The following is a 25,919-nucleotide window of genomic DNA, read 5'->3' as shown; positions in this document are numbered from 1 at the left end:
CAATTCCCCAGATTTCACCCACAGGCTCGCTTTTTAAAGCGCGCTGCTGCACTCAAAAGACCAATCAGTCCACACCACAACCTCGCCAAAGTGCTTAGGGTGTTTTTTAGCAAGGTGATTGCAGAATTTGGCCAATGTCTTGGTCGGAGCAATGCCAACACAGGTGGGTATGCCCACCCACTGCATGACACGCTGTTTGATCTGTCTGCCCAGCCCTTGTAAGTCTTTGATGCCGCTTAATTGCGCAAAGCATTCATCAATCGAATAAATCTCAACAGCAGGCACCATACCCTCAATGGTTTTCACCATGCGATTAGACATGTCGCCATACAGTTCATAATTGCTGCTAAAAGCAAACAATGAGCCTTGAGACACCAGATGCTTAACCTGAAAGTAAGGCACGCCTATCTTAATGCCCAAAGCTTTGGCTTGTGCGGTGCGTGATACCACACAACCATCGTTATTGGATAAAACAACAACCACTTTATCTTTTAAGGCAGGTCTAAATACTTGCTCACAAGAACAATAAAAACTGTTACCATCAATCAAGGCATACATTCTAGCGACCCCATGCGCCCCGTGTTTTTTTAATGACATGAGACACCACGCCCACAATGGACCATTCATCACCATCACTGGGTATGAAGTTAGGATAATCGCCACTGTTGTTCTCAGAATGTAGCTCAAAGCCATGTGCACCTTTTACCAAGCGTTTAATGGTAAACTCATTGTTCACATTTGCCAGCACAATGTCATTATGCTCTGCCATGGGCGATCGATCAACAATAAGCAGATCATCTAAATCAATGCCTGTATCTAGCATGGACAAACCACCACAGCGAATCATGATGGTTGCAGGTGGGTTAGTCACCAAAAGCTCATTTAAGTCAATCTCATTGGATAAATACCCTTCAGCAGGACTGGGGAAGCCTGCAGCAACTTTCTCTTGATACAAAGGGATGTCTAATTTGCTTGGTGTGTTTGATAAATAAAGCACATCATCAGGCAATCTGCCCATGTACTTTGATGGCTTAAGGTGATAAGAGGCTCTTTTGGTAGCCAATTATCATGGAAGGATTCTAAGGGTTGGGTGGGCAGTTTAAAGTTATTTGTTTATTAATTCCGATTTGTTGGTAGATTATTTCAATAGTTTTTAGTAATAACTGAATGAATTCACCATCATCCCCATTTCGGAAAGACAAAAATATAGGGCTGACTGCACCGGCATCTAGTATGGGTAGATATTTTAGGTTTGCCATTGAGATGGCTTTACTGTTTTGTGGCACAATGGATATACCTTCGCCAGATGCTACCATCCCAAGTGCGAGTTGGATGTTGGAAATATAACGAATGCCTTTTGGACTAAGACCGTGTTCAGCAAAAACATTTTTAATGTAGTTTGCGAAGGTGTGGTCGCCAACATTTGGATAGCACCAAAGCACTTCATCAGTGACATCACTCAAATATACCCCGTCAAAACCGATAAAACGTGGTTCGCGTTCATTGACTGCTAGCACCAAGGATTCATCTCTGAGCAAAATTCTTGCGATGGAAGGATCGCTAAATTTTAACCGACCAAAACCTACATCAATTTTTCCCGATTTGAGCGCCTCGATTTGTTCTAAAGTGCCCATTTCAACGAGTTCGATATTGATGTTGGGCAGCAGTTTTCTGAATTCAAAAATAACTTGTGGTAATAACCCTAAAAGCAGCGAGCCGACAAAACCTACCTTTAAGGTTTTATCGGCTTGTCCAACTCTTCTTGTCATGGAAACCATCTGCTCCATATTGCCCAAAATTCTTTTGGCATATTGATAAAAAAATTGCCCTGCTTCAGTTGTCTTAATAGGTCGGCTACCGCGTTCTAATAGTGGCAAGCCTAACTCATCTTCTAGATTTTGGATTTGTCGACTTAGCGGTGGTTGAGCGATGAATAGTCGTTCGGAGGCCTTAGTAAAACTTTGCTCTTCTACAACAGCAACAAAGTATTTAAGATGACGAATATCCATGTCTTAATTCCATAATTTTGTATTTATATCTATAAGATATCAAAAATATTATATTTTTAAAGTATTTTTTTATAGGAGGTTCATCTTAAAATTATTGAAAAAAATAAAAAATTAATAATTTCAATTAATTACATAATATATTTATTTTTTCTTGTTTAAACAAGTATGGTTTTATACCAAAATAGTCTAAATCCATATTTATTTGATTTTGCAATTTGTTTAAAAATCAAATAAATTTGCACCTACAGCTAGTCAAAATTTGACAAAATTTAGCTAGTTGAATTGTAAAGAGATTTTTTGAAAATTTTACCATATTTTTAACTAAGGAGTGGTTATGAGTGAACAGGTTCTCCAAACAGTAGCCAATACACCCGAGCGGGTGAGTATTGATGATTTTATTGACCATGCTAAATTTACACCATTTCATTGGAAGGTGTTGTTGTGGTGTTTACTTATTATTATTTTTGATGGATATGATTTGGCTATTTACGGGGTGGCACTACCCTTGTTGATGGAGCAATGGAGTTTGACATCGGTGGAAGCTGGATGGCTTGCCAGTTCTGCATTGTTTAGTATGATGTTTGGAGCGATTGGCTTTGGGACATTATCCGATAAGCTGGGGCGCAAAAAAACGATTATGCTGTGCATTTTGCTTTTTGCAGGGTTTACTTTTTTGGGTGCATTTGCTGAGACTCCCGTACAGTTTGCTGTATTGCGTTTCATTGCTGGGCTAGGGATTGGTGGTGTTATGCCTAATGTGGTTGCGCTGACAACCGAGTTTGCTCCAAAGCGCATGAAAAGTACGCTAGTGGCGGTGATGTTTAGTGGTTATGCCATTGGAGGCATGGCATCAGCTTTGCTTGGTAAGGCTCTTGTGCCAGTGCATGGTTGGCAGATTGTGTTTATGCTGGCCGGTATTCCTGTGCTTTTATTGCCAATCATTTGGGCGATGTTGCCAGAATCGTTATTTTATCTAAAACGCAAGGGGCGTGATGCAGAGGCTAAAAAGATCATTGCTAAAATAGACCCTGCGTACGCTAATAAAGATTATGAGATTGAACCGATTGTTGTAACTTCAGAGGATTCTGCTCCTTTAAAAGCTTTGTTTCAGCAGGGCAGAACGGTCAGCACCATCATGTTTTGGGTTGCTTTCTTTATGTGCCTGTTAATGGTTTATGCGCTTGCGAGCTGGTTGCCTAAGCTGATGATTGGTGCAGGGTATTCATTGGGGGCGAGTATGCTGTTTTTGTTTGCTTTGAATATCGGTGGTATGATTGGCGCGATTGGCGGCGGTGTTCTTGCTGACCGTTTTCATATCAAGCCTGTATTGGTATCGATGTTTGCGCTAGGTGCGGCCTCACTTATTCTGTTGGGGTTCAATAGTCCAGCTCCTGTATTATATACACTTATTGCCATTGCTGGTGCAGCGACCATTGGTTCTCAAATTTTACTTTATACTTTTGTTTCGCAATACTATCCATCTGCGGTACGTTCGACAGGCATGGGATTTGCCTCTGGTGTAGGAAGGATTGGAGCAATCGTTGGTCCTGTGCTTACAGGTGCTTTGCTTGGCTTGCAGCTTGCTCATCAAATGAACTTTATGGCAATTGCAATTCCTGGTCTAATTGCAGCAGTGGCGATATTCTTGGTGGACATCAAAAATTCTAGCACTAAGTAAGACTTGGATGCTAAAAAAACCGCTTTTAAAGCGGTTTTTTGTTGGTGAAAAATTGAGTGTTTATACTCAATAACTATACTTATAAAGTATAAAAAAATGCAAAAATGATATTTGTTTTTTTATTTATATTCTTTTAGAGTATAAATATGCCCATCCCAAGCAAGGAAGGCAATATAAATTGAGTTAAAAAATAATCGGGAATACTGTGTATCAATTAGAAACGTTCATCTTGGACATACCAACCATTCGTCCACATAAGATGTCAGTGGCAACCATGCAAAAGCAAACCCTTGTGTTAGTGAAGATAACCTCTGCTGAAGGGATTGTGGGTTGGGGTGAGGCGACAACCATTGGTGGTTTGTCCTATGGCGAAGAAAGTCCTGAGAGTATCAAAACCAATCTGGACATGTATTTCGCTCCCTCATTAACCAGTATCAGCGGCGAGATGAACATTGCTCAAATTACGCAGATGCTTAATAAAAACATCATTGGCAATCGCTTTGCCAAATGCGCGGTACAAACAGCATTGTTTGATATTTGGGGTAAAAAATTAGGTTTACCTGTTAGTGAGTTGTTAGGCGGTCGTTTGCGTGATAGTTTGCCAGTATTGTGGGTCTTGGCATCTGGAGATACACAAAAAGACATCACTGAGGCAAAAAAGATGATTGAGCTTAAACGCCACAATGCCTTTAAACTCAAAATTGGTTCGCGTTCGGTAGAAGAAGACGTGGAGCATGTGGTTGCTATCAAAAAAGCACTTGGGCGGGATGTAAGTATCCGTGTGGATGTTAATCGTGCGTGGAGTAAAATGCAATGCATTAAGGGTATACAAGCATTGCAAGATGGTGGCATTGATTTAATTGAACAACCCTGTGCTATTTTTGATACCGAACTTTTAAAATATCTAACCGACCGTTTTGATGTGGCGATTATGGCAGACGAAGCAGTTATGGCACCACAAAACGCCTACACACTTGCCAAAAATCGCTGTGCTGATGTGTTTGCTGTCAAGATAGAGCAAGCGGGCGGACTAATGGAGGCATGTGATATTGCCAAAATCGCTCAATTTGCAGGAATTGATTTGTACGGTGGTACAATGCTTGAAGGTGCAGTCGGCACAATAGCGTCCGCCCATGCATTTAGTACTTTTGACAATTTGGCATATGGCACAGAGCTGTTTGCACCGTTGCTTTTGACCGAAGAAATTCTAAAAACTCCTCTGGCTTATGAGAATTTTGAATTAAAAGTACCAAAGGGTGTAGGGCTTGGCATTGAGCTGGATGAGGAAAAAATATTGTCATTAGCACGACATTCGTAAGATGTTAATATAGTTAGACAAAACATAAGGAGGTATTATGCTTTATCATGTAAAAATGGATGTCAACATTCCACTTGACTTTGACAAACAAAAAGCTGATGAGATTAAGGCAATCGAAAAAGCCTACTCGCAGGAGCTTCAAAGACAAGGTAAATGGCGACATTTATGGCGAATCTCTGGCCAATACTCCAATATCAGTATTTTTGATGTGGAGAGTAATGAGGAGTTGCACACCATCTTACAGGGATTACCACTCTACTCTTTTATGAACATAGAGGTTATGCCTTTAAACCGTCATCCGTCATCTATTCGTGATGATGATAGCTAAGGATAAAAAATTGTTGTAAAACAATGTGGCTATGCACTCTCATAGCAAGCAGTAAAACAATCATTTCACCAATCGTAGCTAGCCTAAAGCCAGCTACAAAACCCATCAACATACAAGGAGTTATGTATGAACCGTGAACAAATTGACGCTTTGGTCAAAAAGATGAATGTAGATACCGCCACAGGCGAAGTGGATGTTCGTGTACAGCAAATTGTTGTGCGTCTACTTGGCGATTTGTTTGAAGCGATTGTGGACTTGGGTATTAGCCAAACCGAGCTTTGGAAAGGTATGGAATACCTATCTGATTTGGGTCAAGCTAACGAAGTAGGACTTTTGGTGCCAGGGTTGGGTCTTGAACATTTTATGGATTTGCTTGAAGATGAAAAGGATAAGCAAGCAGGCGTAGAGCAAGGTGGTACACCTCGCACCATTGAAGGCCCCTTATATGTGGCAGGTGCACCTGAATCAGTTGGTTTTGCCCGCATGGATGATGGCAGCGAAGAGGGCGTGGTAGATACGCTTATCATAGAAGGCGTAGTTACTGATGTGGACGGCAACATTATCCCCAATGCTAAAGTAGAGATGTGGCACGCCAACGGTCAAGGCAATTATTCATTTTTTGACAAATCGCAGTCGGAATTTAATTTACGCCGTACTATTTTTACCGATGAAAATGGTCGTTACAAAGCCCAGACCACAATGCCTGTTGGCTACGGCTGTCCGCCAAATGGACCGACCCAAGCATTGTTGAGCAAGTTGGGTCGCCACGGTCAGCGTCCATCGCATGTGCATTATTTTATCAGTGCAGACGGATTTAGAAAATTGACCACACAATTTAACATTGAAGGCGACAAATACCTGTGGGACGATTTTGCCTTTGGTACACGAGAAGGCTTGGTTGCTACTGCTACCGACAAATCAAGTCCAGAAGAGCTTGCCAGATATGGACTAGACAAGCCATTTAAGCACATCAATTTTGATTTTAAATTGACAAAAGACACCAGTCAATCTCCAAGCACCGAAGTTGACCGTCGCCGTGCACAAGGCTAAAAAGTAAATTTAGTGTGAGTGGTGCGATGATTTAAAAGGGCTAAAGGGCTTGCTCTATTATAAGAGTAGGTCTTGCCTAAACATAGTCCAACAACTCATAACTTTTTAGCCAATCAATCAAATAATTAACCTAAGCAAGGAGCAATTATGGTTTATCAAATTGTAAAGGGATGTTGTATTGGCGTGCTATCTTTGAGTGTGGCCGCTTGCACAACCCTTAATCAATCCACCGAAACCAAAGTCCAAAATTTCGAGTATTTACACGCCCCAAGCAATCACCCTGCTAGTAGTAACCTGCAAGCTGACCAAATGCGTGTTACCCTGCTAGGCACAGGCAGTCCCGTTCCCAGTCCCACGCGCTTTGGTATGTCCACCTTAGTACAAGCAGGCGGTTATAACTTTGTGTTTGATGCAGGGCGTGGTAATGTCGTGCGTTTGACCCAAGCTGGCGTGCCACTGGGTAAAATTGATGGCGTGTTTTTGACCCATTATCATTCCGACCATGTCAATGGACTTAGCGACTTGTGGATGACAGGCTATATTCCTGCTTTTGGTGGACGAGAAGGTGGCTTACATATTTATGGCCCAAAAGGTGCAAGACAGCTGGTAGAAGGTCTTAAAATCGCTCACGAGGACGATGTGCGCGTCAGAGTGGCAGACAAAGAGCTAAAAAGTGATGCCACACACATCATTGCCCATGAGTTTGACGGACAAGGTGTGGTCTTTAATAAAAATGGCGTGGTGGTAACCGCCTTTGATGTAGAACACGACCATAATGGTGCGATACAACCTGCCATGGGTTATCGTGTAGATTATGCAGGTTTGTCGGTGTTACTAAGTGGCGATACCATTCCTACTGCCAATGTCATCAAATACGGCAAAGGCGTGGATCTGCTCATTCACGAAGTAGCGGAGTTTGAAGATATTAATGCTTTGCCACAGGTGTACGCTCACCATACAAACCCACGCCAAGCAGGTGAGATATTTAGCCAAACCAAGCCAAAAATGGCGGTATATAGCCATATTGTTAATGGTGTATCACCCAAGGTTGTTGGTGTACCTGATGATGAACTCATTCGTCGTACTCGTGCCAATTATCAAGGCGAGCTTAAAGTTGGATATGATTTGATGAGTTTTTTAATCACACCCAAAGGGGTGGAAACTTACGAGCCTTAAAAATCAACTTGTCTTTTTAATAGTAACCCCAGCAATTATGCAAGGAAAAAAATATGCCACGCATTCCTGTTATCAACACCAGTCATTTAGACCGTATTCACGAATTTTTGGTAGAAAATCCTAACACGGGTGAGTACAAAGTTCACCGTTCGGTCTTTACCGATCAGACCTTATTTGACCTTGAAATAAAATACATTTTTGAAGGTAATTGGGTATATTTGGCACACGAAAGCCAAATCCCAGAAGTTAACGACTACTACACCACCCATATCGGTCGTCAGCCAATCATTATTGCTCGCAATAAAGACGGTGAACTCAATGCTATGATTAATGCCTGCTCACACCGTGGTGCTCAGCTTTGCCGTTACAAAAAAGGCAATAAATCATCTTATACTTGCCCCTTTCACGGTTGGACTTTTAACAATTCAGGCAAACTCTTAAAAGTCAAAGACCCTAAAGACGCAGGCTACCCAGACAGCTTTAACAAAGATGGCTCTCATGACCTAAAAAAAGTTGCCAGATTTGAAAGCTATAAAGGCTTTTTGTTTGGCAGTCTAAACGCTGATGTTTTGCCATTAACAGAATATCTTGGCGAAACCACCAAAATCATTGATATGATTGTGGATCAAGCATCAGACGGCTTGGAAGTGCTTCGTGGCTCATCTACTTATACTTATGAAGGCAACTGGAAGCTGACTGCCGAAAATGGTGCAGATGGCTATCATGTCTCGGCAGTGCATTGGAACTATGCTGCCACCACCCAGCAACGCAAAGAAAAGCAAGCTGAAGCAGACGGTATCCGTGCAATGAGTGCAGGTGATTGGGGCAAACAAGGCGGTGGCAGTTATGGCTTTGACAACGGTCATATGCTTCTTTGGACACAATGGGCAAATCCAGAAGACCGCCCAAACTTTGCCAATTATGACAAATATCGTGAAGACTTTGGCGAAGCAACTGCCAAATGGATGATTGAGCGTTCTCGAAATTTGTGCCTATATCCCAATGTCTATCTTATGGATCAGTTCGGCTCGCAAATTCGTGTACTTCGTCCGATTGCAGTAAACAAAACAGAAGTTACCATTTACTGCATTGCACCAAAAGGCGAAAGCCGTGAGAATAGAACTCATCGCATCCGCCAATACGAAGATTTTTTTAATGCATCAGGTATGGCCACTCCAGACGATTTAGAAGAGTTTCGCTCTTGTCAAATTGGCTATGCAGGCATTGAGCTTGAATGGAATGATATGTGCCGTGGTGCAACGCATTGGGTGCAAGGTGCTGATGAAGTTGCCCAAGAAATTAGTTTAAAACCAAAACTAAGTGGTGTCAAGACCGAAGATGAAGGCTTGTATCTTACTCAGCACGAACATTGGTTAGAAGTGATGAAAAAAGCTATCGCAACCGAACAAAAATTAGCCGAACAAGGAGAGATTGTATGAGCTTAGTCAATGAACAATTGCAGCATAAAATCAGTCAATTTTTGTACCAAGAAGCCCGTTTTTTGGATGATGAACAATGGGATGACTGGCTAAATTGCTATGCACCAACAGCTTCGTTTTGGATGCCTGCGTGGGATGATGATGACACACTCACCATCGACCCTAGTACCGAGATCTCCTTGATTTATTACCCTAATCGTCAAGGGCTTGAAGACCGAGTGTTTCGTATCAAAACTGAGCGTTCATCAGCAACCATTCCTGACACTCGCACCAGCCACAATATCAGCAATATTGAGATAGAGAAACTGGATGATAATAAAGCAACTGTGCGATTTAATTGGCTGACAATGAGTTTTCGCTATAAGACTATCTATCAGCATTTTGGAATGTCTCGTTATGAAATTGATATCAGTACTGATGACTTTAAAATTTTAAGCAAATATGTCGTCCTAAAAAATGACTACATTCATCAAGTGATTGATGTTTATCATATCTAATCCACATACTTCTTAATGGTGCGTGGGTTTGACAAGAAGTGCAGTTAATTAAGTTGGACCCATTCACTCCAGAAGCATTTGATGTATTTAGACTGATGAAGCTGTTTAATTGTTTTAAAATAATTATTCTAACATCAGTCATCGAATGTTATTACCAAAACTAGCTAGTTGCCAGTTTATTAATTTTTTTAAGATAAGGATATTAGCCATGTATAATGTTGCTTTACAGTTTGAAGATGGGGTTACACGTTTTATTCAAGTGGGGGAAGGGGAAGTCTTATCTGATGCCGCTTATCGCCAAAAAATGAACATTCCGCTAGATTGCCGAGACGGAGCGTGTGGCACTTGCCGAGCTTTTTATGAGTCTGGGACTTATGACATGGATAGCGACATGTACATCGAGGACGCCCTAAGCCCTGAAGATGCTGAAAAAGGCTATGTTTTGGCGTGTCAATGTTATCCAACTTCAGATTCGGTCATTCAGATTTTGGCAAGTTCTGCTGTGTGCAAAACCCAAATCCATGCTTTTAGTGGTACGCTGACCGATTTACAAAAAGTCTCCGATAGCACCATTTGTTTTGAAATTGAATTGGATAACAATGAACCAGAAATCAGCTTTTTGGCAGGGCAATATGTTAATGTGAAAATTCCAAATACTGATGAAACTCGTTCTTATTCTTTCAGTTCAAAGCCAAACGACCGCAAAACCAGCTTTGTGGTGCGAAATGTCCCCAATGGCAAGATGAGTTCGTTCTTGGCAAATACCGCCAAAGTGGGCGACAAAATGAGCTTTACAGGACCTTTTGGCAGTTTTTATCTGCGTCCGATGGTTCGCCCAACGCTGTTTTTGGCAGGTGGTACGGGGATTGCGCCGTTTTTATCCATGCTTAAAGTGCTTGACGAAAAAGGTTCGGATTTTCCTATTCGCATGGTGTTTGGCGTGACCAATGATGAGGATTTGGTCGGCATTGATGCGCTAGATGACTCTAAGGCGAAACATGACTGGTTTGATTATCGTACAGTTGTGGTCAATGAGATGTCCACCCATGAGCGTAAAGGCTATGTCACTGCTCATATTGATGATGACTGGCTAAATGGCGGCGATGTGGATATTTATCTGTGTGGACCTGTGGCAATGGTTGATTCGGTGCGTGATTGGTTGGAAGTTCAGAACATCACGGCGCAAAACTTCTTGCTTGAGAAGTTCTCAGCCAATTAAGATGGCGGCAAAATGGATTGCTTGTAAATTTCATAAAAGTCATTAAAATCTTTTTTACCCCTAGTGGTCAGTACCTAATGGCTGAAATTTGTCATCATCTATCAAAAGGAGTAAATATGTCCCTGTCTAATACCATTGCTATAAACCCGCAGCATTTGAGTGATTTGATGAGCGAACAGGCGTTTTTTGCGAACATTCGCCAAACCATCCACCAAAATCCTGAGCTGGGTTTTGAAGAGGTTGAAACCAGTAATCTCATCGCCAAGTACCTGACCGAATGGGGCTATACGCTACATCGTGGACTTGCCAAAACAGGCATTGTCGCCACCCTAAAAAACGGTAACGGCGATAAAGTCATCGGACTGCGTGCCGACATGGACGCTTTGCCCATCGTGGAAAAGACGGGCAAACCTTATGCCAGCCAAGTCGCAGGCAAATTTCATGGCTGTGGGCATGACGGACACAGCACCATTTTGCTTGCTTGTGCCAAACAGCTTGCCAAAACTCGCAATTTTAATGGTACGGTGCATTTGATTTTTCAGCCTGCTGAAGAGCTGCTTTATGGCGGTCGTGTCATGTTAGAGGACGGCTTGTTTGACAAATTTCCTTGCGATGTGATTTTTGCCATGCACAACATGCCACGCCTAGCGACAGGCGAGTTTTATTTTAAAACTGGGGCGGTCATGGCGTCCTCCGACACTTTGCATGTCCATGTCAAAGGCGTGGGCAGTCATGGGGCGATGCCTGAATACGGCATTGATGCGACTTTGGTGGCGTGTCATATCGCCATTGCCCTCCAAAGCATTGTCTCTCGCAATGTCAGTCCGCTTGAGCAAGCGGTGATTACGGTGGGGCAACTCACCTCTGGCAATGTCCCCAATGTGGTCAATGATTCTGCCCTGTTAAAATTAAGCGTTCGCACCCTAAATGCTGAAGTGCGCAAAAAGGTGCTATCTCGCATTACAGAAGTGGTGGAATTTCAAGCCAAAAGTTTTGGAGCAAGTGCCGAAGTCGAACATATCAACGGCTGTCCGCCCACCGTCAATGGCAGTGATGCGACCGAATTTGCCGTCAAAGTCGCCCAAAATTTGGTGGGCGAGGACAAAGTGCATACAGGCATTGCTCCGCTTATGGGAAGCGAGGATTTTGCCTTTATGCTAGAGGCTAACCCCAACGGCAATTACTGCTTTGTCGGCAATGGGGGTGGTGATTCTGCGTGCATGGTGCATCACCCAGAATACGATTTTAATGATGAGATTATCGCTACGGCTGGGGCGTACTTTTGTGGTCTTGTGGAAAACTATTTGAAGTGATTTAAAAAAAGGATTTTTTATGACAACAACACAAACACAAAATGGGTTTCGTGGCAACGACAAACTGCTCATCGGCATGGTGCTGGGGGTTTTGACCTTTTGGCTGTTTTATCAGTCGATGTTTAATGTCGTGCCGTCCATTCAAAAAGATTTGGGCATGTCAGATACCTCACTCAATGCGGTGATTAGCTTAGGCTCGCTGTTTTCTGGCTGTTTTATCATTTTAATGGGCGGATTGGCGGATAAATTTGGGCGAGTGCGTTTGACTTATGTGGGCTTTACTCTAAACATCATCGCCTGTTTGGTGCTGTATTTTAGCACCAATCCTTTCATCTTTGGGCTTGGGCGAGTGCTTCAAGGTCTGTCGTCCGCCTGTATCATGCCAGCGACTTTGTCCATCATCAAAAATTATTATCACGGAGCCGAACGACAAAGGGCGTTTAGCTTTTGGTCGATTGGCTCGTTCGGTGGTTCAGGGCTTTCGTCTTTTGTCGGTGGAGCAATCGCCACGAGCATGGGCTGGAAAAGCATTTTCTTGCTGTCAATCGCCATTTCGGTGGTCGGTATGCTTCTCATCAAAGGCACGCCAGAGAGCAAATCGCACGAGGTTTCTACCAGTCGTTATGACTATGTGGGGCTGTTTAGCTGTGTGATTGGGCTTTTGTGTTTAAATTTGCTCATCACCAAAGGGTTTGGGCTTGGGTTTACGAATGGTTTTACGCTAACCATGCTCGCTGGGGCGGTGGTGATGGGGATTGTGTTTTTTCGCACCGAAATCAAGAAAAAACATCAGGCATTTTTGGATTTTTCGCTGTTCAACAGTCGTGGTTATAGTGGGGCGTGTTTGTCCAACTTCTTATTAAACTGCATGGCAGGCACGATTATCATTATCAATACCTATTTGCAAAAAGGACATGGCTTGACTGCATTTCAAGCAGGGGTCAAATCTTTGGGCTATGTCGTCATGGTCATGATTATGATTCGTGTGAGCGAAAAACTGCTACAAAAATTCGGCTACAAAACCCCAATGTGGCTCGGCACGGCAATCACGGCGGTTGGAGCATTGGGGCTGTCCATGACCTTTGTGTCGCATGAAGTGTATATGTGGTGGGTCATTGTGTCTTTTGCGGTGTTTGGCTTTGGTTTGGGTTGTTATTCTACCCCTGCGGCGGACTGTGCGATGGTCAATGTACCTCTTGATAAAGCAGGCGTGGCGGCAGGTGTGTTTAAAATGGCAAGTGCTTTGGGTGCGTCCTTTGGCATCGCCACAGGAGCGACTATTTTTAGCACCTTTAAGGATGCTGGCGTGCATTTGGCAGGTCAATATGCCCTCTTGACGATGGTGGCTTTTGGTGTACTAGCAACATTGGCAGTGCTGGTAATGATTCCTAAAAAGACTGCGCAATCGGTTTAACGCCGCTATGTAGGGATTTAAAAGACCCTTCTATTTTAAATCAAAGCATGACAACATGAAGTATAACAGGAGTAATCATGTCGAGAACCAAGCGTTTTAAAGATAAGGTGGTGATTGTGACAGGTGCAGCTCAGGGAATTGGGCGTGGCGTGGCTTTGCAAGTCGCCAAAGAGGGGGCAAATGTGGTGCTGGTGGATTTTTCGGATTTTGTGCAAGAAACCGCCGATGAGATTGCCAAATTACAAAAAACTGGCAAAAAGGGCGATCATCTCATCGTCAAAGCCGATTTGGAACAGTATGCAGGAGCCCAAGAAGTTGCCAAGCAAACCCTTGAAAAATTTGGTCGTATTGATGTGCTGATTAACAATGTCGGTGGGGCGATTTGGATGAAGCCGTTTGAGGAATTTGCCGAAAATGAAATCATCAAAGAAATCAACCGCTCGTTGTTTCCAACTTTGTGGTGTTGTCATGCGGTGCTACCTTGTATGATTAGCCAGCAGTCAGGCGTGATTGTCAATGTGTCGTCCATCGCCACTCGTGGCATTCATCGCATTCCTTATTCTGCGGCAAAAGGCGGGGTAAATGCCTTGACCGCAAGTTTGGCATTTGAACACGCCAAAGACGGCATTCGTGTCAATGCGGTGGCGACAGGCGGTACAGACGCTCCGCCACGCAAAATCCCAAGAAACACCAATCCCCAAAGCGAGGACGAAAAACGCTGGATGCAAGAGGTGGTTGAACAAACCATTGACCGCACCTTTTTGGGGCGTTATGGCACGATCGACGAGCAGGTTAATGCGATTTTGTTTTTGGCGTCCGATGAGTCGTCCTATATGACAGGCGCGGTCATGCCTGTGGGCGGTGGTGATCAAGGATAGCTTTTTACCCATCACTGGAAAAATATGGCTGACACGGAGTGTGGATGATGAGTGTATTTAGGGATTTTAAGCAAGATTTTTCTTTGTCGGCAATGGTGGCGGGTTTGCTTGCGGTAACGATTTCTTACGCAGGACCGTTGGTGATATTTTTTCAGGTGGGGCAGTCGGCAGGTGTGGATAACGCCATGATGATTTCATGGATTTGGGCGGTGTCAATTAGCTCGGCAGTTGGCAGTATTTTTTTATCTTTACGCCACAAAGTGCCGATTTTGCTCGCTTGGTCAATCCCTGGAACGGCACTTTTGGTCAGCCTGTTTCCCAGCATTAGCCTTAATGAAGCGGTGGGGGCGTATCTCATCGCAGGCGTGATGAGCCTTGCCATTGGCATGAGTGGCTATTTTGATAAGGTATTGCATTGCATTCCGCAGGGCATTGCAGGTGGTATGATGGCAGGGATTTTGTTTGGTTTTGGCGTGGGAGCGTTTTCGTCATTTAGCAGTGAACCGATGTTAGCCTGTGCCATGCTGGCAAGTTTTTTGGTTGCCAAACGCTTTTTGCCTCGTTATGCGATTGTGTGGGTGCTTTTGATAGGGCTTTTGGTGGCGTGGTTATTGGGACTCATAAATGGTAGCCAAGCTTTTGAATTGAGTGTTGCCAAGCCCATATTTATCGCCCCAGAATTCTCGTGGCAGGCAGTGTTTAATTTGGCATTGCCGTTGGTGATTTTAAATTTAACAGGGCAATTTTTACCTGGAATGGCACTCATTAAGCTTAATAATTATCAAGTATCCAGCCAGCCCATCATCAATAGTGCAAGCCTACTGTCGCTCGCTGTGGCGGTGTTTGGGGGCATTAGTATTGTGCTGGCGGCGGTAACATCGGCTTTGTGCATGGGCAAAGATTGCCACGAAAACTCTGACAAACGCTACATCGGCGGTGTGTTTAATGGCGTGTTTTATCTGGTGGGGGCGGTGTTTGCAGGTTCTTTGGTGGGCTTGTTTGCCATGCTTCCCAAAAGTTTAATCGCCATGCTGGCAGGCTTGGCGTTGCTTGGGGCATTATTGACCAATCTTGGCATTGCCATGCAACACAGCGAACAAAAAGAGCCTGCGTTAATCACCTTTTTGGTAACAGCCTCAGGCATGAGCTTGTTTGGGCTAAGTTCGGTGTTTTGGGGCATTGTATTTGGCATGGCGAGTTTTTATTTTTATAAGCTGAGATGGTAAAAATAAAAAGGATTGATTTATTGATGTGGTAAATGATTTGGCAATGGAGTGAATTATGGCGCAACAAAACGAAACTTTGTATCAAGGAGGTTTTGCCAAAACCCTAAAAAAGATCTATCGTGGCATTGGTATTATTTCCATAGCAGCAGTCGTTGCCTATCTTTTATATGCTGTGATTTTACCATTTGATGCTAATGCCAATAAAGGGCTTGCCATTTTGTTTTTTATTGGGGTGTTATGGTTGACTGAAGCAGTGCATATCACCGCAACAGCTCTGTTTGTTCCTGTTTTGGCGGTATTGGCTGGTGTGCCAGAATTTAATACCAAGTCGGCGTTTGCTAATTTTGCGGATCCAATTATTTATGTGTTTGTCGGCGGGTTTGCGCTAGCAGCAGCGTTAAGTGTGCAAAAACTTGACCGAAAAATTGCCCTTTGGATTATGCGTCTATCAAATGGACATTTGGGACGAGCGGTAATGATGATGTTTTTGGCGACCGCAGGACTGTCGATGTGGATTAGTAATACCGCCACAGCGGCGATGATGGTGCCATTGTCACTGGGGTTGCTTACACAGCTTGATAGAGAAAAAGACAGAAATACCTGCATTTTCATCTTGCTTGGTGTGGCCTATTCGGCAGGGATTGGTGGCATTGGGCTGCTTGTGGGTTCACCACCCAATGGCATTGCTGCCAAACAGCTTGGCATGGATTTTATGGATTGGCTAAAAGTGGCTTTACCATTACTTGTGGTGTTATTGCCCACCTTGATCGCTACCATGTATTTGATTTTAAAACCAAATTTGAATCAAAAAATCGTGGTTAGTGATGAAGAAATTCCTTGGACGCCTGCTAGAATTTTAACGATTGTTGTTTTTGTCATAACGGCGACCTGTTGGATTTTTGGTAAGCAGATTTCAGGGTATTTTGGTTTTGATAGCCCTGACACCATGATTGGTATGATGGGAGCCTTAAGTGTGATGGTACTTGGTCTTGCTACTTGGAAACAGGTCAGCGAGCGTACCGAATGGGGTGTTTTATTGTTGATTGGTGGCGGTTTTACCTTATCAAATGTGATGAAGCATTCAGGAGCTTCAGCGGTGCTGGGCGAACAACTTGCCACGCATTTGGCGGGTATGCCTGTGATTTTTATTATTTTTGTGACCGCTTGTTTTATGATTTTCTTGACTGAATTTACCAGCAATACAGGTTCAACCGCCTTGATGGTGCCAATTTTTGCGTCTGTTGCCACACAGCTTGGTTTGCCAAATGAGCTTTTGGTGATGGTTATTGCCATTGGTGCATCTTGTGCCTTTATGATGCCTGTTGCTGCCCCGCCTAATGGCATTGCTTTTGCTACTGCTACGGGCTATATGGCTCAAAAAGAGATGGTAAAGGTCGGTTTTTTCTTAAACTGGGTTGCTATTGGAATTGTTACGCTGTGGGCGTATGTGTTGTTGATATAATTTTTAAAAGGAGTAAACAATGATTGATAAATCCAGCCAATCACTCACCCAGGTGATGAGTCAAATCAAAGACGGCTTAATCATTCTCATCGGCGGTTTTGGACCGGCAGGTCAGCCTACCGAGCTGATTGATGCACTCATTGATTGTAATGTCAAAGATTTGACAATTGTGAGTAACAATGCAGGCAATGGCGATTATGGATTGGCACGCCTGCTAAAAACAGGAGCGGTGAAAAAAATCATCTGCTCATTTCCTCGTCAAGCTGACTCGTATGTCTTTGATGAGTTGTATCGTGCCGGTAAGATTGAGCTTGAAGTTGTTCCGCAGGGCAACCTAGCTTGCCGTATTCAGGCGGCAGGTATGGGGCTTGGGGCGATTTATACGCCAACAGGGTTTGGTACACTGCTTGCCGAAGGTAAAGAGACTCGTCATATTGAGGGCAAGGATTATGTGCTTGAATACCCAATCAAAGCCGATTTTGCCCTTATCAAAGCCCATAAAGGCGACCGTTGGGGCAATTTGGTGTACAACAAATCGGCTCGTAACTTCGGTCCTATCATGGCAATGGCGGCTGATGTTACCATTGCTCAGGTGGGTGAAGTGGTAGAGCTTGGTGAGCTTGACCCTGAACACATCATCACGCCAGGTATCTTTGTGCAGCATATCGTTGAGCTAACCTCTGTAACGCACGCCATGACAGAATAAGGGAAAATATCATGACTTATCAAAAACTAAGCCGGGACCAAATCGCAAGCCGTATCGCCAAAGACATTCCAGAAGGGGCGTATGTCAATCTAGGTATAGGACTGCCAACCAAAGTGGCCAGCCACTTACCCAAAGACAAAGAGATTTTTTTACATTCTGAAAACGGTTTGCTCGCCTTTGGTCCGCCCCCAGAAGCGGGGCAAGAAGACCCAGAGCTTATCAATGCTGGTAAAGAGTTTGTTACCATGCTCACAGGTGGTTCGTTCTTTCATCATGGCGATTCGTTTACGATGATGCGTGGCGGTCATTTGGATATTTGTGTATTGGGTGCTTTTCAAGTTGATGAAGATGGCGACCTTGCCAACTGGCACACAGGCGAGAGTGATGCTATTCCTGCGGTAGGCGGAGCGATGGATTTGGCAGTGGGAGCAAAACAGGTGTTTGTTGCAACCGAACATACAACCAAAAAGGGCGACCCCAAAATTGTCAAAAACCTCACCTACCCAGTAACGGGCAAAAAATGCGTGGATAGAATCTACACTGACCTATGTGTGATTGATGTTACACCGGAGGGTCTAAAAGTCATTGAAAAAATTGAAGGTTTGGCTTTTGGGGAATTACAACGACTCACAGGGGCAAGTCTGATTGATGCAACCATTTAAATAAAAAATTAAGGGGAATTATGATGCAAAACGCTTATATTATTGATGCCATTCGCACACCATTTGGGCGTTATGGTGGGGCATTGTCAGGCATTCGTGCTGATGACTTGGGGGCAACTGTTATCAAGGCAATCATGGAACGCAATGGCAATGTAGATTTTAGTCAGGTTGATGATGTGATTTTTGGTTGTGCCAACCAAGCAGGTGAGGACAACCGCAATGTTGGTAGAATGTCTGCTCTACTGGCAGGAATGCCAACAACGGTACCTGCAACGACCATAAACCGTCTATGCGGTTCATCACTTGATGCCATTGCAACCGCCAATCGTGCCATTAAATCAGGCGAGATGAATCTCATCATCGCAGGTGGGGTGGAGAGCATGAGCCGAGCCCCTTTTGTGATGGGTAAGGCACAGACGGCGTTTGGGCGGTCTCATCAACTAGAAGATACCACGATGGGTTGGCGGTTTATTAACCCTAAACTAAAAGAGCTTTATGGCGTGGATACCATGCCACAGACCGCAGAAAATGTCGCCGAGCAGTTTAACATCAGCCGAGCAGACCAAGATAAATTTGCTCTAAGAAGCCAGACACTTACCAAAACCGCCCAAGATAAAGGTTTTTTTGATAAAGAAATCATTTCGGTGTCTATTCCACAAAAAAAGGGCGAGCCAATTTTGGTGGATAAAGATGAACACCCACGAGCCGATACAACCCAAGACGCTTTGGCAAAACTCAAACCTGTGGTTAAGCCAGATGGCACGGTTACCGCCGGCAATGCCTCAGGTATCAATGATGGGGCGTGTGCGGTACTGATAGCCTCTGATGAAACGGTAGAAAGATTTAATCTTGTCCCACGAGCCAAAATTATTGCTAGTACAACCGTTGGTATTGAGCCACGCATTATGGGTTTTGCCCCTGCTCCTGCCATTAAAAAACTGCTTGCCATGACTGGGCTTGGTCTTGATGACATGGACGTGATTGAGCTTAACGAGGCTTTTGCTGCCCAAGCCCTAGCGTGTACTCGTGAGTTAGGTTTGGCTGATGATGATAGCCGTGTCAATCCCAATGGCGGTGCGATTGCCTTAGGACACCCATTGGGTGCGTCAGGGGCAAGGCTGGTAACAACTGCTTTAAATCAGCTTGAACAGACAGGTGGTAAATATGCTCTATGCAGTATGTGCATTGGGGTGGGTCAAGGGATTGCGTTGATTATTGAGCGAGTTTAAAGGGTGCAATATGCCAATTTTTACCAATAATGAAGTCAGTTTAAATTACCAAACTTTTGGTGATAAGACAAAACCGGTCTTGATTTTTTCCAATTCATTGGGAACAAATCAAAACATGTGGCAAGCCCAAATTGACGCTCTACAAACAGACTTTTTTATTGTCTGTTATGACACACGTGGACATGGCGACAGCTCCACACCAGAGGGGAGCTACACCATAGCACAACTTGGGCAAGATGTGGTGGATTTGTTGGATTATCTTGACATTAGACAGGCGAATTTTTGTGGTATTTCTATGGGTGGTTTGACGGGTATCTGGCTTGCCATTCATCACCCAAGCTACTTTAATAAGATCATCGTCTCAAATACCGCCGCCAAAATTGGCAACCAAACCGCTTGGCAAGAACGAGCAGACAGCGTACGTGCTAATGGCTTGCAAGGCATTGCTGATACCGCCCCCAGCCGATGGTTTACTGATACTTTTATCAAAAACAACCCTGAGAATGTCAAACATCTTAGCCAAAACCTTGCCAAAGGCGACAAAGATGGTTATGCCAACTGTTGTGAAGCATTGGCGATTGCCGATTTGCGTGATGACCTAAAAGATTCGCAAGTGCCAATGCTGGTCATCACGGGCAGTGCTGACCCTGTAACCACTGTCGCCGATGGTGAATTTATTGTGGAGCATGCCCCCAATACCAAACTTACCATTATTGAGGCTTCGCATATTGCTAATGTTGAGAAAGCAGAGGTATTTAATCAGACTATTAAATCTTTTTTAAATTAATTAAGGTTAGGTGAGGTAATTAGCATAGCTAAATTCAGCCTGTACCAGCCAGCTATTTTCAAACAACCTCTAAGAAGGTTTTGTTAAAAAACTGTCGTTCTTTTTCGACAGGGCTTAGGTAGTTATTAAAGCTGTGGGTCTGATTTGACTGTAATAGCCATGGATATAACTTGCCGCATCTACTTTTGCTTCATGAATGTTCTCATAGCCATGTTTTGGCATCCATTCGGTTTTAAAACTTCGAAAGAAACGTTCTGTTGGTGCATTATCCCAGCAATTGCCTTTTCTACTCATACTGTGTGTCATCTTACATCTGGCAATAGCATCGGCAAAGGTTCGACTGGTGTAATGCGTTCCTTGATCTGAATGAAATAACACACCAGTTGGTTGAAAGCGTATGGTATAAGCCATAGCCAATGCTTTAGTGGTCAGCTCAATGTTTGGACGATCACTCATGGCAAAGCCAATGATGTGTCTGGCATATAAATCCATCACCATTGCCAAATAACAAAATCCTGCTTTGGTGTGAATATACGTCACATCCGATACCCACACTTGATTGGGTGCAGCTGGTGCAAACTGTCGTTTTAGCAAGTTGTCATGCACTGTATGTGCTTGATCAGCCATACGATAGCGATGCTTGATGCTTTGGCGACTGATGAGTCCTTGTGCTCTCATTAATTGACGCGCTTTATAGCGTGTTAGTTTAATCTGATGAGCACGACCGACCATAGCAGCAATACTTCTAGATCCTGCCGATCCTTTAGAGCAATCAAAGGCTTGTTTTACCCATAAGCGTAGCTCAATCTCTTTGCGTGTTGGCAATCTGATTCTTTGCTTGGCATAATAAGTACTTCGGTAAATACCAAATAACTGACACAGCTTTGCTTTACTGATGCTGTATTGCCCCATCAATTGCTCTATTAGCGGGATAGTAAGTTGTCTTGAGCCAATAGAGCGGATGCCTTTTTTAAAATATCTCGCTCAAGTCTTAGCTGGGCATTTTCTTTACGAAGTCGTTCAAGCTCTCGTTGTTCTGGTGTTAGAGCATGACCTGTGGCTAATGGCTTGCCTTGAAGTTCAAGACGATAACGTTTAAGCCAGTTTTCTAAAGTAGATTTACCGATATCATATTGCTTAGCAACATCAACAACACGCTGATTCTGCTCTTCAATGAGTTTTACCATTTCTAGTTTAAATTCGGTGCTGTACTGCTTACGCTGTTTTGTCATGAGAGATTACTCCTAGTTTGGGGTAATATAACCTCTTATGGGGTTATCATTCTTAAGGGGGATGCAAATCCCCATGAATTCGACATTAGTCAGGGAGGCAAGTGCCAAAAAATATTCCCGTAATAAGTAAGCGTGACTATTGTTATTGGGCAATAAATGAGCCAATACGAATCGGATATCATGCTCATCCATGTAGACTCTCCTCAATAAGATCAGCAAAGGTGGGCATGGGGATGTTCTTTGGGGCTTTGGCTAGATAGTAATCCCAGCTTTTCCTGCTAATATTTTTTTGGTTAAAATTTTTTGAATGGTGGGCTTGCCACCGAGTATATCAATAACTGTACTAGAGGGGCATTCGGACAGTAATTTTGGGAAGATGTGCAAACTAACATTTGACACAAGAAACACGTCAAACAAATGATTCCAAGCCTTCTTATTGACTTCGTTATCGCTAAGCGTTACTTCCTTGACGTAGATTTTATCCCCATTCTTTATTTTTAGGCAGGATGAAAAATTGGTATAGAAGTAATAGCGACTCTCTCGGTGAACTACTTCGATATAGGAAGTGTCAGAGGTGGAGAGTGGTAGATTGGCAGAATTTTCAATACAAATTGATAGCACTTTTTTGCATGTTGATGGACTATCAGATTGTCGTGGACAATTATCGATTTGACGTGCGTTTTTTTGTTAGCGGGTTTTATTTTTTGTGCGCAATTAAAATTAGGTTGGTATAATTTTACCCTAAATTTAGGGTGTCTGCAACGACACAAAATTAAATAAATTATGTATTAGTAAATGAAAATATATTAAAAAAAATTCCATCAAGAGCCTTTAAAATACTAGCTTTACATATAATATAGGTTTATATAATTTAGGTGGCTGACATTGCCAAGGTTGGGGTCGCGAGTTCGAATCTCGTTTCCCGCTCCAAATTCTAAAAAGCCTAAATCAAAAGATTGAGGCTTTTTTGTTATTTAGCCTGACTAAACTAGAAAAATTAATAAGATGTAACTTGAGTGCCATCATTTGCTAGCAGAATAACAATCTGGTGGGTCTAGCATGGGCATTCTCCAATGATGATAACTTAAAATTCATTGGCAACGACAGTGATGGATAATAAATTGATGGATGGTTTGGCGGTATCCTTAGATTATGACGCCCTTGCTTTTATTAACAAAATGGCAAAAGTTACTGACTTTGATAATCATACTTTTATTGTTCATTGCCACCGCTAGGCTAAATGATGAGATTGAGCGAATGATGAATAACCGATAGATAAATACGATAATGTTAGCTTTGCTGATGCAATGATTAATCAAGTGCAAGTTTCCATCAAAACATCATAAAAAATACAGCAAGATTATCAGCTTGTCAAAGCATTAGTAAGATTGACTGAGGATGGTTTTGATGTATAAATACAATCTTGACGGCATGTTAAGATTTAATTGTGACAAAAAGTGTTTGTTGGAGTCAAAATTGCATTGTTATCGTAAATTAGGCAGTTCGCTTCATCTGCCAAGACCGGCTTTTAAAGCTGTTATACCCAAGATTATTAAGGATTTAATGCAAATAGTTATACAAAAGTAAGCCGATAACCATCACCAAATTTTTATAAAAATAAAAAGGAGTTACAGATTTTATTTTGGATTATGATACAATGTCTGGCATTCTTTTGCACCTTGCGTGCTTGTAATTCACCAACTGATTTAGGGATAAACAATTTATGAATGAAAATTCTAAATCAAGCGATTTTAAAACGCTTGACACCGCCTTTATGGGGCACCCAAAACCCTTGCGTTCTTTATTTTTCACTGAGATGTGGGAGCGTTTTTCTTATTATGGTATTCGTCCGCTTCTTGTATTGTTTATGACGGCGGCCATTGCACAAGGTGGCTTGGGTATTGACGATGCCAATGCGTCAGCGATTTATGGTATTTTTGCTGGGTCAATGTATTTGATGCCGATTTTAGGAGGTTGGCTTGCCGATAATTGGCTTGGGCAGGAGCGAGCGTTGTGGTGGGGGAGTATCATCATTGCGTTAGGGCATTTGTCCATTGGTATGTCAGCATTTTTGTCTATTCAGTTTTTCTTTTTGGGGCTTGTGCTTTTAGTCATTGGCTCAGGATTATTTAAAACATGTATTTCAGTCATGGTTGGGGCATTATATGATAAAAATGACGCTAGGCGTGATGCAGGCTTTACACTATTTTATATGGGAATTAATTTAGGGGCGTTCTTAGCACCTTTAATTACAGGGATTTTTAAAGAGCAACAAATGTGGCACGCAGGCTTTACAGTGGGCGGTGTGGGCATGCTGATCTCTTTGGCAATTTATAAACTTTTTGGTAAAAAAAATCTCACCGAATTTGCTAACGCTAAAAATACAGCCGCCAGTTGGGAGCAGCCCAAGCAGGTGAGAGCCAATGTTGGTAAATTTGTTGGGGTTGGCGTCATTGCTTTATCAGCATTTATCATACTGGTGATGATGGGTGTGATAACGCTAAATCCTGTTTTGATTGCATCTGTTATGACCTATGTGATTGCAGGGTCGGTAAGCCTTTATTTTGCCTATTGTTTTGTGTCGCCAGTTTTTACTAAACCTGAAAAATTACGATTGCTTGTGTGCTTTTTGCTTGTGGTTGGTTCAACCTTTTTTTGGTCAAGTTTTGAGCAACAGCCAACCTCTTTTAATTTATTTGCTGAGCGTTATACTGATTTAAATGCTTTTGGCATGAAGATTCCTACTGTATGGTTTCAGTCGTTAAACTCTTTGTTTATTTTGGTATTTGCACCGATTGTGAGTATCATGTGGGTAAGACTTGCTGCCAAAAAAATCCAGCCTAACAGCATGGTTAAGTTTGCCTTAGGTATGTTTTTTGCCGCTGCAGGTTTTGTCCTAATGATTATTGCCAGTCAAGGCGTGGTGAATAACGGTGGCTTAGCATCGCCTTGGTGGCTTGTAGGTAGCTTGTTTTTATTGACAATTGGTGAGCTTATGTTAAGTCCTGCGGGACTATCTAGCATGACCAAACTTGCTCCCGACCGTATGCAGGGTGTGGTGATGGGATTATTTTTTGCATCTATTGCATTGGGCAGTCTTGTGGCATCATTCTCTGGTGGCTCGGTATCGGCAGATACGATTGAAAACTTGCCAAAACTATTCACCACACTGACCATTTTCTTAGTGGTGTGTGGCGTAATTTTAATAGCGGTAAGTCGTCCTGTAGCACGAATGTTGAAAGAAGCTGATAATAATGTAGAAATATAAAATATTAAAAATCCGCCTGAAGGCGGATTTTTTTGATTAATACTGGTGTTATATTGATTAAGTATTATTAATAAATACTTGTGGGATTTATCATCTTATATGGTTAAGATGAAGACAGCAAAAAAAGATAATAAAACTAGTATAAGCTGTTCACCCGCCCAATCTTTTGCCCCATTTTTACGACCGACCTATGAATGAATTCATCGCCCCATACGGCATGGGCAGACTTTGGTAAGACGATGATGGCGGTAGAACCCAAGTAGAATCGTCCAAGTTCATCGCCTTTTTTTAGGGCGATGTCATGTGTGCGGTGCTGAATATAAGGCGTGCGTTTGATGTCGCCTGTTGCTACTGAGCTAATCCCTGCAACAATCATCGCTCCAACCAACACGACGAATGCACGCCCAAATTTGGTCTCAAATTCACACACCAAGCGTTCATTGCGAGCAAATAGGTCGGGTACATGTAAGGCGGTGGTGTTATTGACCGAAAACAGTGTTCCTGGCACATAGCGTGTGGCGACTAGTCGACCATCAAAAGGCATATGCACACGGTGATAGTTCGTTGGGGCAAGATAAATGGTGGCAAACGAGCCATCGGTAAACGCCTTGCCTACTTCAAAATCTGCCAATAACTGACCGACATCATAATCACGCCCCTTAGCTTGAATCAGCTGACCATGTTTGATGGCTCCAATCTGGCTGATTTTGCCGTCAGCAGGGCAAGCAATGCCATCTGGTGTGCTGTCTATGAGACGAGCACCTGCCTTTAATTCACGAGTAAAAAAGTCGTTGAAGCTGTCATAATCATCAAGACTGCCACGCTCGTATTCTGCCAAATCAATACCATAAGCACGGGCAAAGCCATGCACAAAGGCTTTTTTGATGATGGGGTTGTCGCTTTTGGCAAGATGACCTGCTACTTTAGATAATGTTTGTTGTGGGACGATGTTTTGGGCAATCGTAAATAGGTTCATGGTATTTCCAACTGGTTAAATTGTTTTATTTTAACCGATATTTGCTATAATG

25 protein-coding genes are annotated in these 25,919 nt (G+C 43.0%); 19 read left to right on the top strand and 6 right to left on the bottom strand.

Translation table 11 applies throughout. The annotated features are described in order from the left end of the window. Positions 1-33: 33 nt before the first annotated feature. The 3 genes from ACERC6_RS05025 to ACERC6_RS05015 all read right to left on the bottom strand — a co-directional run bounded on the left by ACERC6_RS05025 (position 34) and on the right by ACERC6_RS05015 (position 2,009). Positions 34-597 carry a hypothetical protein gene (locus tag ACERC6_RS05025; RefSeq protein WP_373628020.1) on the bottom strand — a complete coding sequence of 188 codons (564 nt, stop codon included), beginning with the start codon at positions 595-597 and terminating at the stop codon, positions 34-36. Continuing rightward, the gene (locus tag ACERC6_RS05020) at positions 560-1,018 is read right to left on the bottom strand and encodes a LexA family protein (RefSeq protein WP_373628019.1); all 459 of its coding nucleotides are present in this window, start codon (positions 1,016-1,018) and stop codon (positions 560-562) included. The genes ACERC6_RS05025 and ACERC6_RS05020 overlap by 38 nt, the downstream gene beginning before the upstream one ends. A gap of 61 nt (positions 1,019-1,079) precedes the next feature. Next, positions 1,080-2,009, bottom strand: a complete 930-nt coding sequence (locus tag ACERC6_RS05015) for a LysR substrate-binding domain-containing protein (RefSeq protein ID WP_373628018.1) — start codon at positions 2,007-2,009, stop codon at positions 1,080-1,082. Between the two features lie 334 nt (positions 2,010-2,343). Between ACERC6_RS05015 and ACERC6_RS05010 the strand changes: the two genes are divergently transcribed. The 17 genes from ACERC6_RS05010 (at position 2,344) to pcaD (ending at position 20,391) form a co-directional block, all read left to right on the top strand. Continuing rightward, positions 2,344-3,687 (top strand): MFS transporter, encoded by a 1,344-nt coding sequence (locus ACERC6_RS05010; protein WP_373628017.1) that lies wholly within the window; start codon positions 2,344-2,346, stop codon positions 3,685-3,687. Positions 3,688-3,892: 205 nt separating this feature from the next. Continuing rightward, positions 3,893-5,005 carry a muconate/chloromuconate family cycloisomerase gene (locus ACERC6_RS05005; RefSeq protein ID WP_373628016.1) on the top strand — a complete coding sequence of 371 codons (1,113 nt, stop codon included), beginning with the start codon at positions 3,893-3,895 and terminating at the stop codon, positions 5,003-5,005. Between the two features lie 37 nt (positions 5,006-5,042). Beyond that, complete coding sequence (gene catC, locus ACERC6_RS05000) at positions 5,043-5,333, top strand: muconolactone Delta-isomerase (RefSeq protein ID WP_373628015.1); 291 nt, start codon at positions 5,043-5,045, stop codon at positions 5,331-5,333. Between the two features lie 126 nt (positions 5,334-5,459). Further along, positions 5,460-6,383, top strand: a complete 924-nt coding sequence (gene catA / locus ACERC6_RS04995; RefSeq protein ID WP_373628014.1) for a catechol 1,2-dioxygenase — start codon at positions 5,460-5,462, stop codon at positions 6,381-6,383. Between the two features lie 147 nt (positions 6,384-6,530). Continuing rightward, positions 6,531-7,559, top strand: a complete 1,029-nt coding sequence (locus tag ACERC6_RS04990) for an MBL fold metallo-hydrolase (protein ID WP_373628013.1) — start codon at positions 6,531-6,533, stop codon at positions 7,557-7,559. 53 nt (positions 7,560-7,612) lie between these two features. Beyond that, complete coding sequence (gene benA / locus ACERC6_RS04985; protein ID WP_373628012.1) at positions 7,613-8,998, top strand: benzoate 1,2-dioxygenase large subunit; 1,386 nt, start codon at positions 7,613-7,615, stop codon at positions 8,996-8,998. After that, positions 8,995-9,495 (top strand): benzoate 1,2-dioxygenase small subunit, encoded by a 501-nt coding sequence (gene benB / locus ACERC6_RS04980; RefSeq protein WP_373628011.1) that lies wholly within the window; start codon positions 8,995-8,997, stop codon positions 9,493-9,495. Before benA ends, benB begins: the two co-directional genes overlap by 4 nt. A gap of 208 nt (positions 9,496-9,703) precedes the next feature. Next, on the top strand, positions 9,704-10,714 hold the full coding sequence (benC, locus tag ACERC6_RS04975) for a benzoate 1,2-dioxygenase electron transfer component BenC (RefSeq protein WP_373628010.1): 1,011 nt from the start codon (positions 9,704-9,706) through the stop codon (positions 10,712-10,714). Positions 10,715-10,830: 116 nt separating this feature from the next. Further along, entirely contained in the window at positions 10,831-12,027 is a 1,197-nt protein-coding gene (locus ACERC6_RS04970; RefSeq protein WP_373628009.1) for a M20 aminoacylase family protein, read from the top strand. A 19-nt stretch (positions 12,028-12,046) separates the two neighbouring features. After that, positions 12,047-13,441: an MFS transporter gene (locus ACERC6_RS04965; protein ID WP_373628008.1), complete on the top strand. Its 1,395-nt coding sequence runs from the start codon at positions 12,047-12,049 to the stop codon at positions 13,439-13,441. Between the two features lie 77 nt (positions 13,442-13,518). After that, complete coding sequence (locus ACERC6_RS04960; RefSeq protein WP_284673835.1) at positions 13,519-14,319, top strand: 1,6-dihydroxycyclohexa-2,4-diene-1-carboxylate dehydrogenase; 801 nt, start codon at positions 13,519-13,521, stop codon at positions 14,317-14,319. A gap of 44 nt (positions 14,320-14,363) precedes the next feature. Continuing rightward, positions 14,364-15,545 carry a benzoate/H(+) symporter BenE family transporter gene (locus ACERC6_RS04955; RefSeq protein ID WP_373628007.1) on the top strand — a complete coding sequence of 394 codons (1,182 nt, stop codon included), beginning with the start codon at positions 14,364-14,366 and terminating at the stop codon, positions 15,543-15,545. A gap of 55 nt (positions 15,546-15,600) precedes the next feature. After that, positions 15,601-17,007, top strand: a complete 1,407-nt coding sequence (locus tag ACERC6_RS04950; RefSeq protein ID WP_373628006.1) for an SLC13 family permease — start codon at positions 15,601-15,603, stop codon at positions 17,005-17,007. Positions 17,008-17,026: 19 nt separating this feature from the next. Next, a complete protein-coding gene (locus ACERC6_RS04945; RefSeq protein ID WP_373628005.1) occupies positions 17,027-17,713 on the top strand; it encodes a 3-oxoacid CoA-transferase subunit A in 687 nt (228 codons plus the stop codon). 11 nt (positions 17,714-17,724) lie between these two features. After that, the gene (locus tag ACERC6_RS04940) at positions 17,725-18,375 is read left to right on the top strand and encodes a 3-oxoacid CoA-transferase subunit B (protein ID WP_284673839.1); all 651 of its coding nucleotides are present in this window, start codon (positions 17,725-17,727) and stop codon (positions 18,373-18,375) included. 23 nt (positions 18,376-18,398) lie between these two features. Beyond that, a complete protein-coding gene (gene pcaF / locus ACERC6_RS04935; RefSeq protein WP_373628064.1) occupies positions 18,399-19,604 on the top strand; it encodes a 3-oxoadipyl-CoA thiolase in 1,206 nt (401 codons plus the stop codon). A gap of 10 nt (positions 19,605-19,614) precedes the next feature. Further along, a complete protein-coding gene (pcaD, locus tag ACERC6_RS04930; RefSeq protein WP_373628004.1) occupies positions 19,615-20,391 on the top strand; it encodes a 3-oxoadipate enol-lactonase in 777 nt (258 codons plus the stop codon). 114 nt (positions 20,392-20,505) lie between these two features. Here the strand turns inward: pcaD and ACERC6_RS04925 are convergent, their stop codons facing one another. Beyond that, positions 20,506-21,315 (bottom strand): IS3 family transposase, encoded by an 810-nt coding sequence (locus ACERC6_RS04925; protein WP_373628063.1) that lies wholly within the window; start codon positions 21,313-21,315, stop codon positions 20,506-20,508. Next, the gene (locus ACERC6_RS04920) at positions 21,315-21,623 is read right to left on the bottom strand and encodes a transposase (protein ID WP_373628003.1); all 309 of its coding nucleotides are present in this window, start codon (positions 21,621-21,623) and stop codon (positions 21,315-21,317) included. The genes ACERC6_RS04925 and ACERC6_RS04920 overlap by 1 nt, the downstream gene beginning before the upstream one ends. A 1,106-nt stretch (positions 21,624-22,729) precedes the next feature. Here ACERC6_RS04920 and ACERC6_RS04915 point away from each other — a divergent pair. Next, on the top strand, positions 22,730-22,858 hold the full coding sequence (locus tag ACERC6_RS04915; RefSeq protein WP_373630508.1) for a hypothetical protein: 129 nt from the start codon (positions 22,730-22,732) through the stop codon (positions 22,856-22,858). Positions 22,859-23,346: 488 nt separating this feature from the next. After that, on the top strand, positions 23,347-24,891 hold the full coding sequence (locus tag ACERC6_RS04910) for a peptide MFS transporter (protein ID WP_373628002.1): 1,545 nt from the start codon (positions 23,347-23,349) through the stop codon (positions 24,889-24,891). Positions 24,892-25,027: 136 nt separating this feature from the next. On the opposite strand, the gene asd is transcribed toward ACERC6_RS04910, so the two are convergent. Beyond that, positions 25,028-25,867 carry an archaetidylserine decarboxylase gene (gene asd / locus ACERC6_RS04905; RefSeq protein WP_284673846.1) on the bottom strand — a complete coding sequence of 280 codons (840 nt, stop codon included), beginning with the start codon at positions 25,865-25,867 and terminating at the stop codon, positions 25,028-25,030. Positions 25,868-25,919: the final 52 nt, after the last annotated feature.

The sequence above is a fragment of the Moraxella sp. E33BD genome, from assembly GCF_041807865.1.
In the GTDB taxonomy this organism is placed as follows: domain Bacteria; phylum Pseudomonadota; class Gammaproteobacteria; order Pseudomonadales; family Moraxellaceae; genus Moraxella; species Moraxella haemolytica.
Note: the sequence above shows the minus strand (reverse complement) of the source record. Positions and strands in the feature narration are given on the sequence as shown.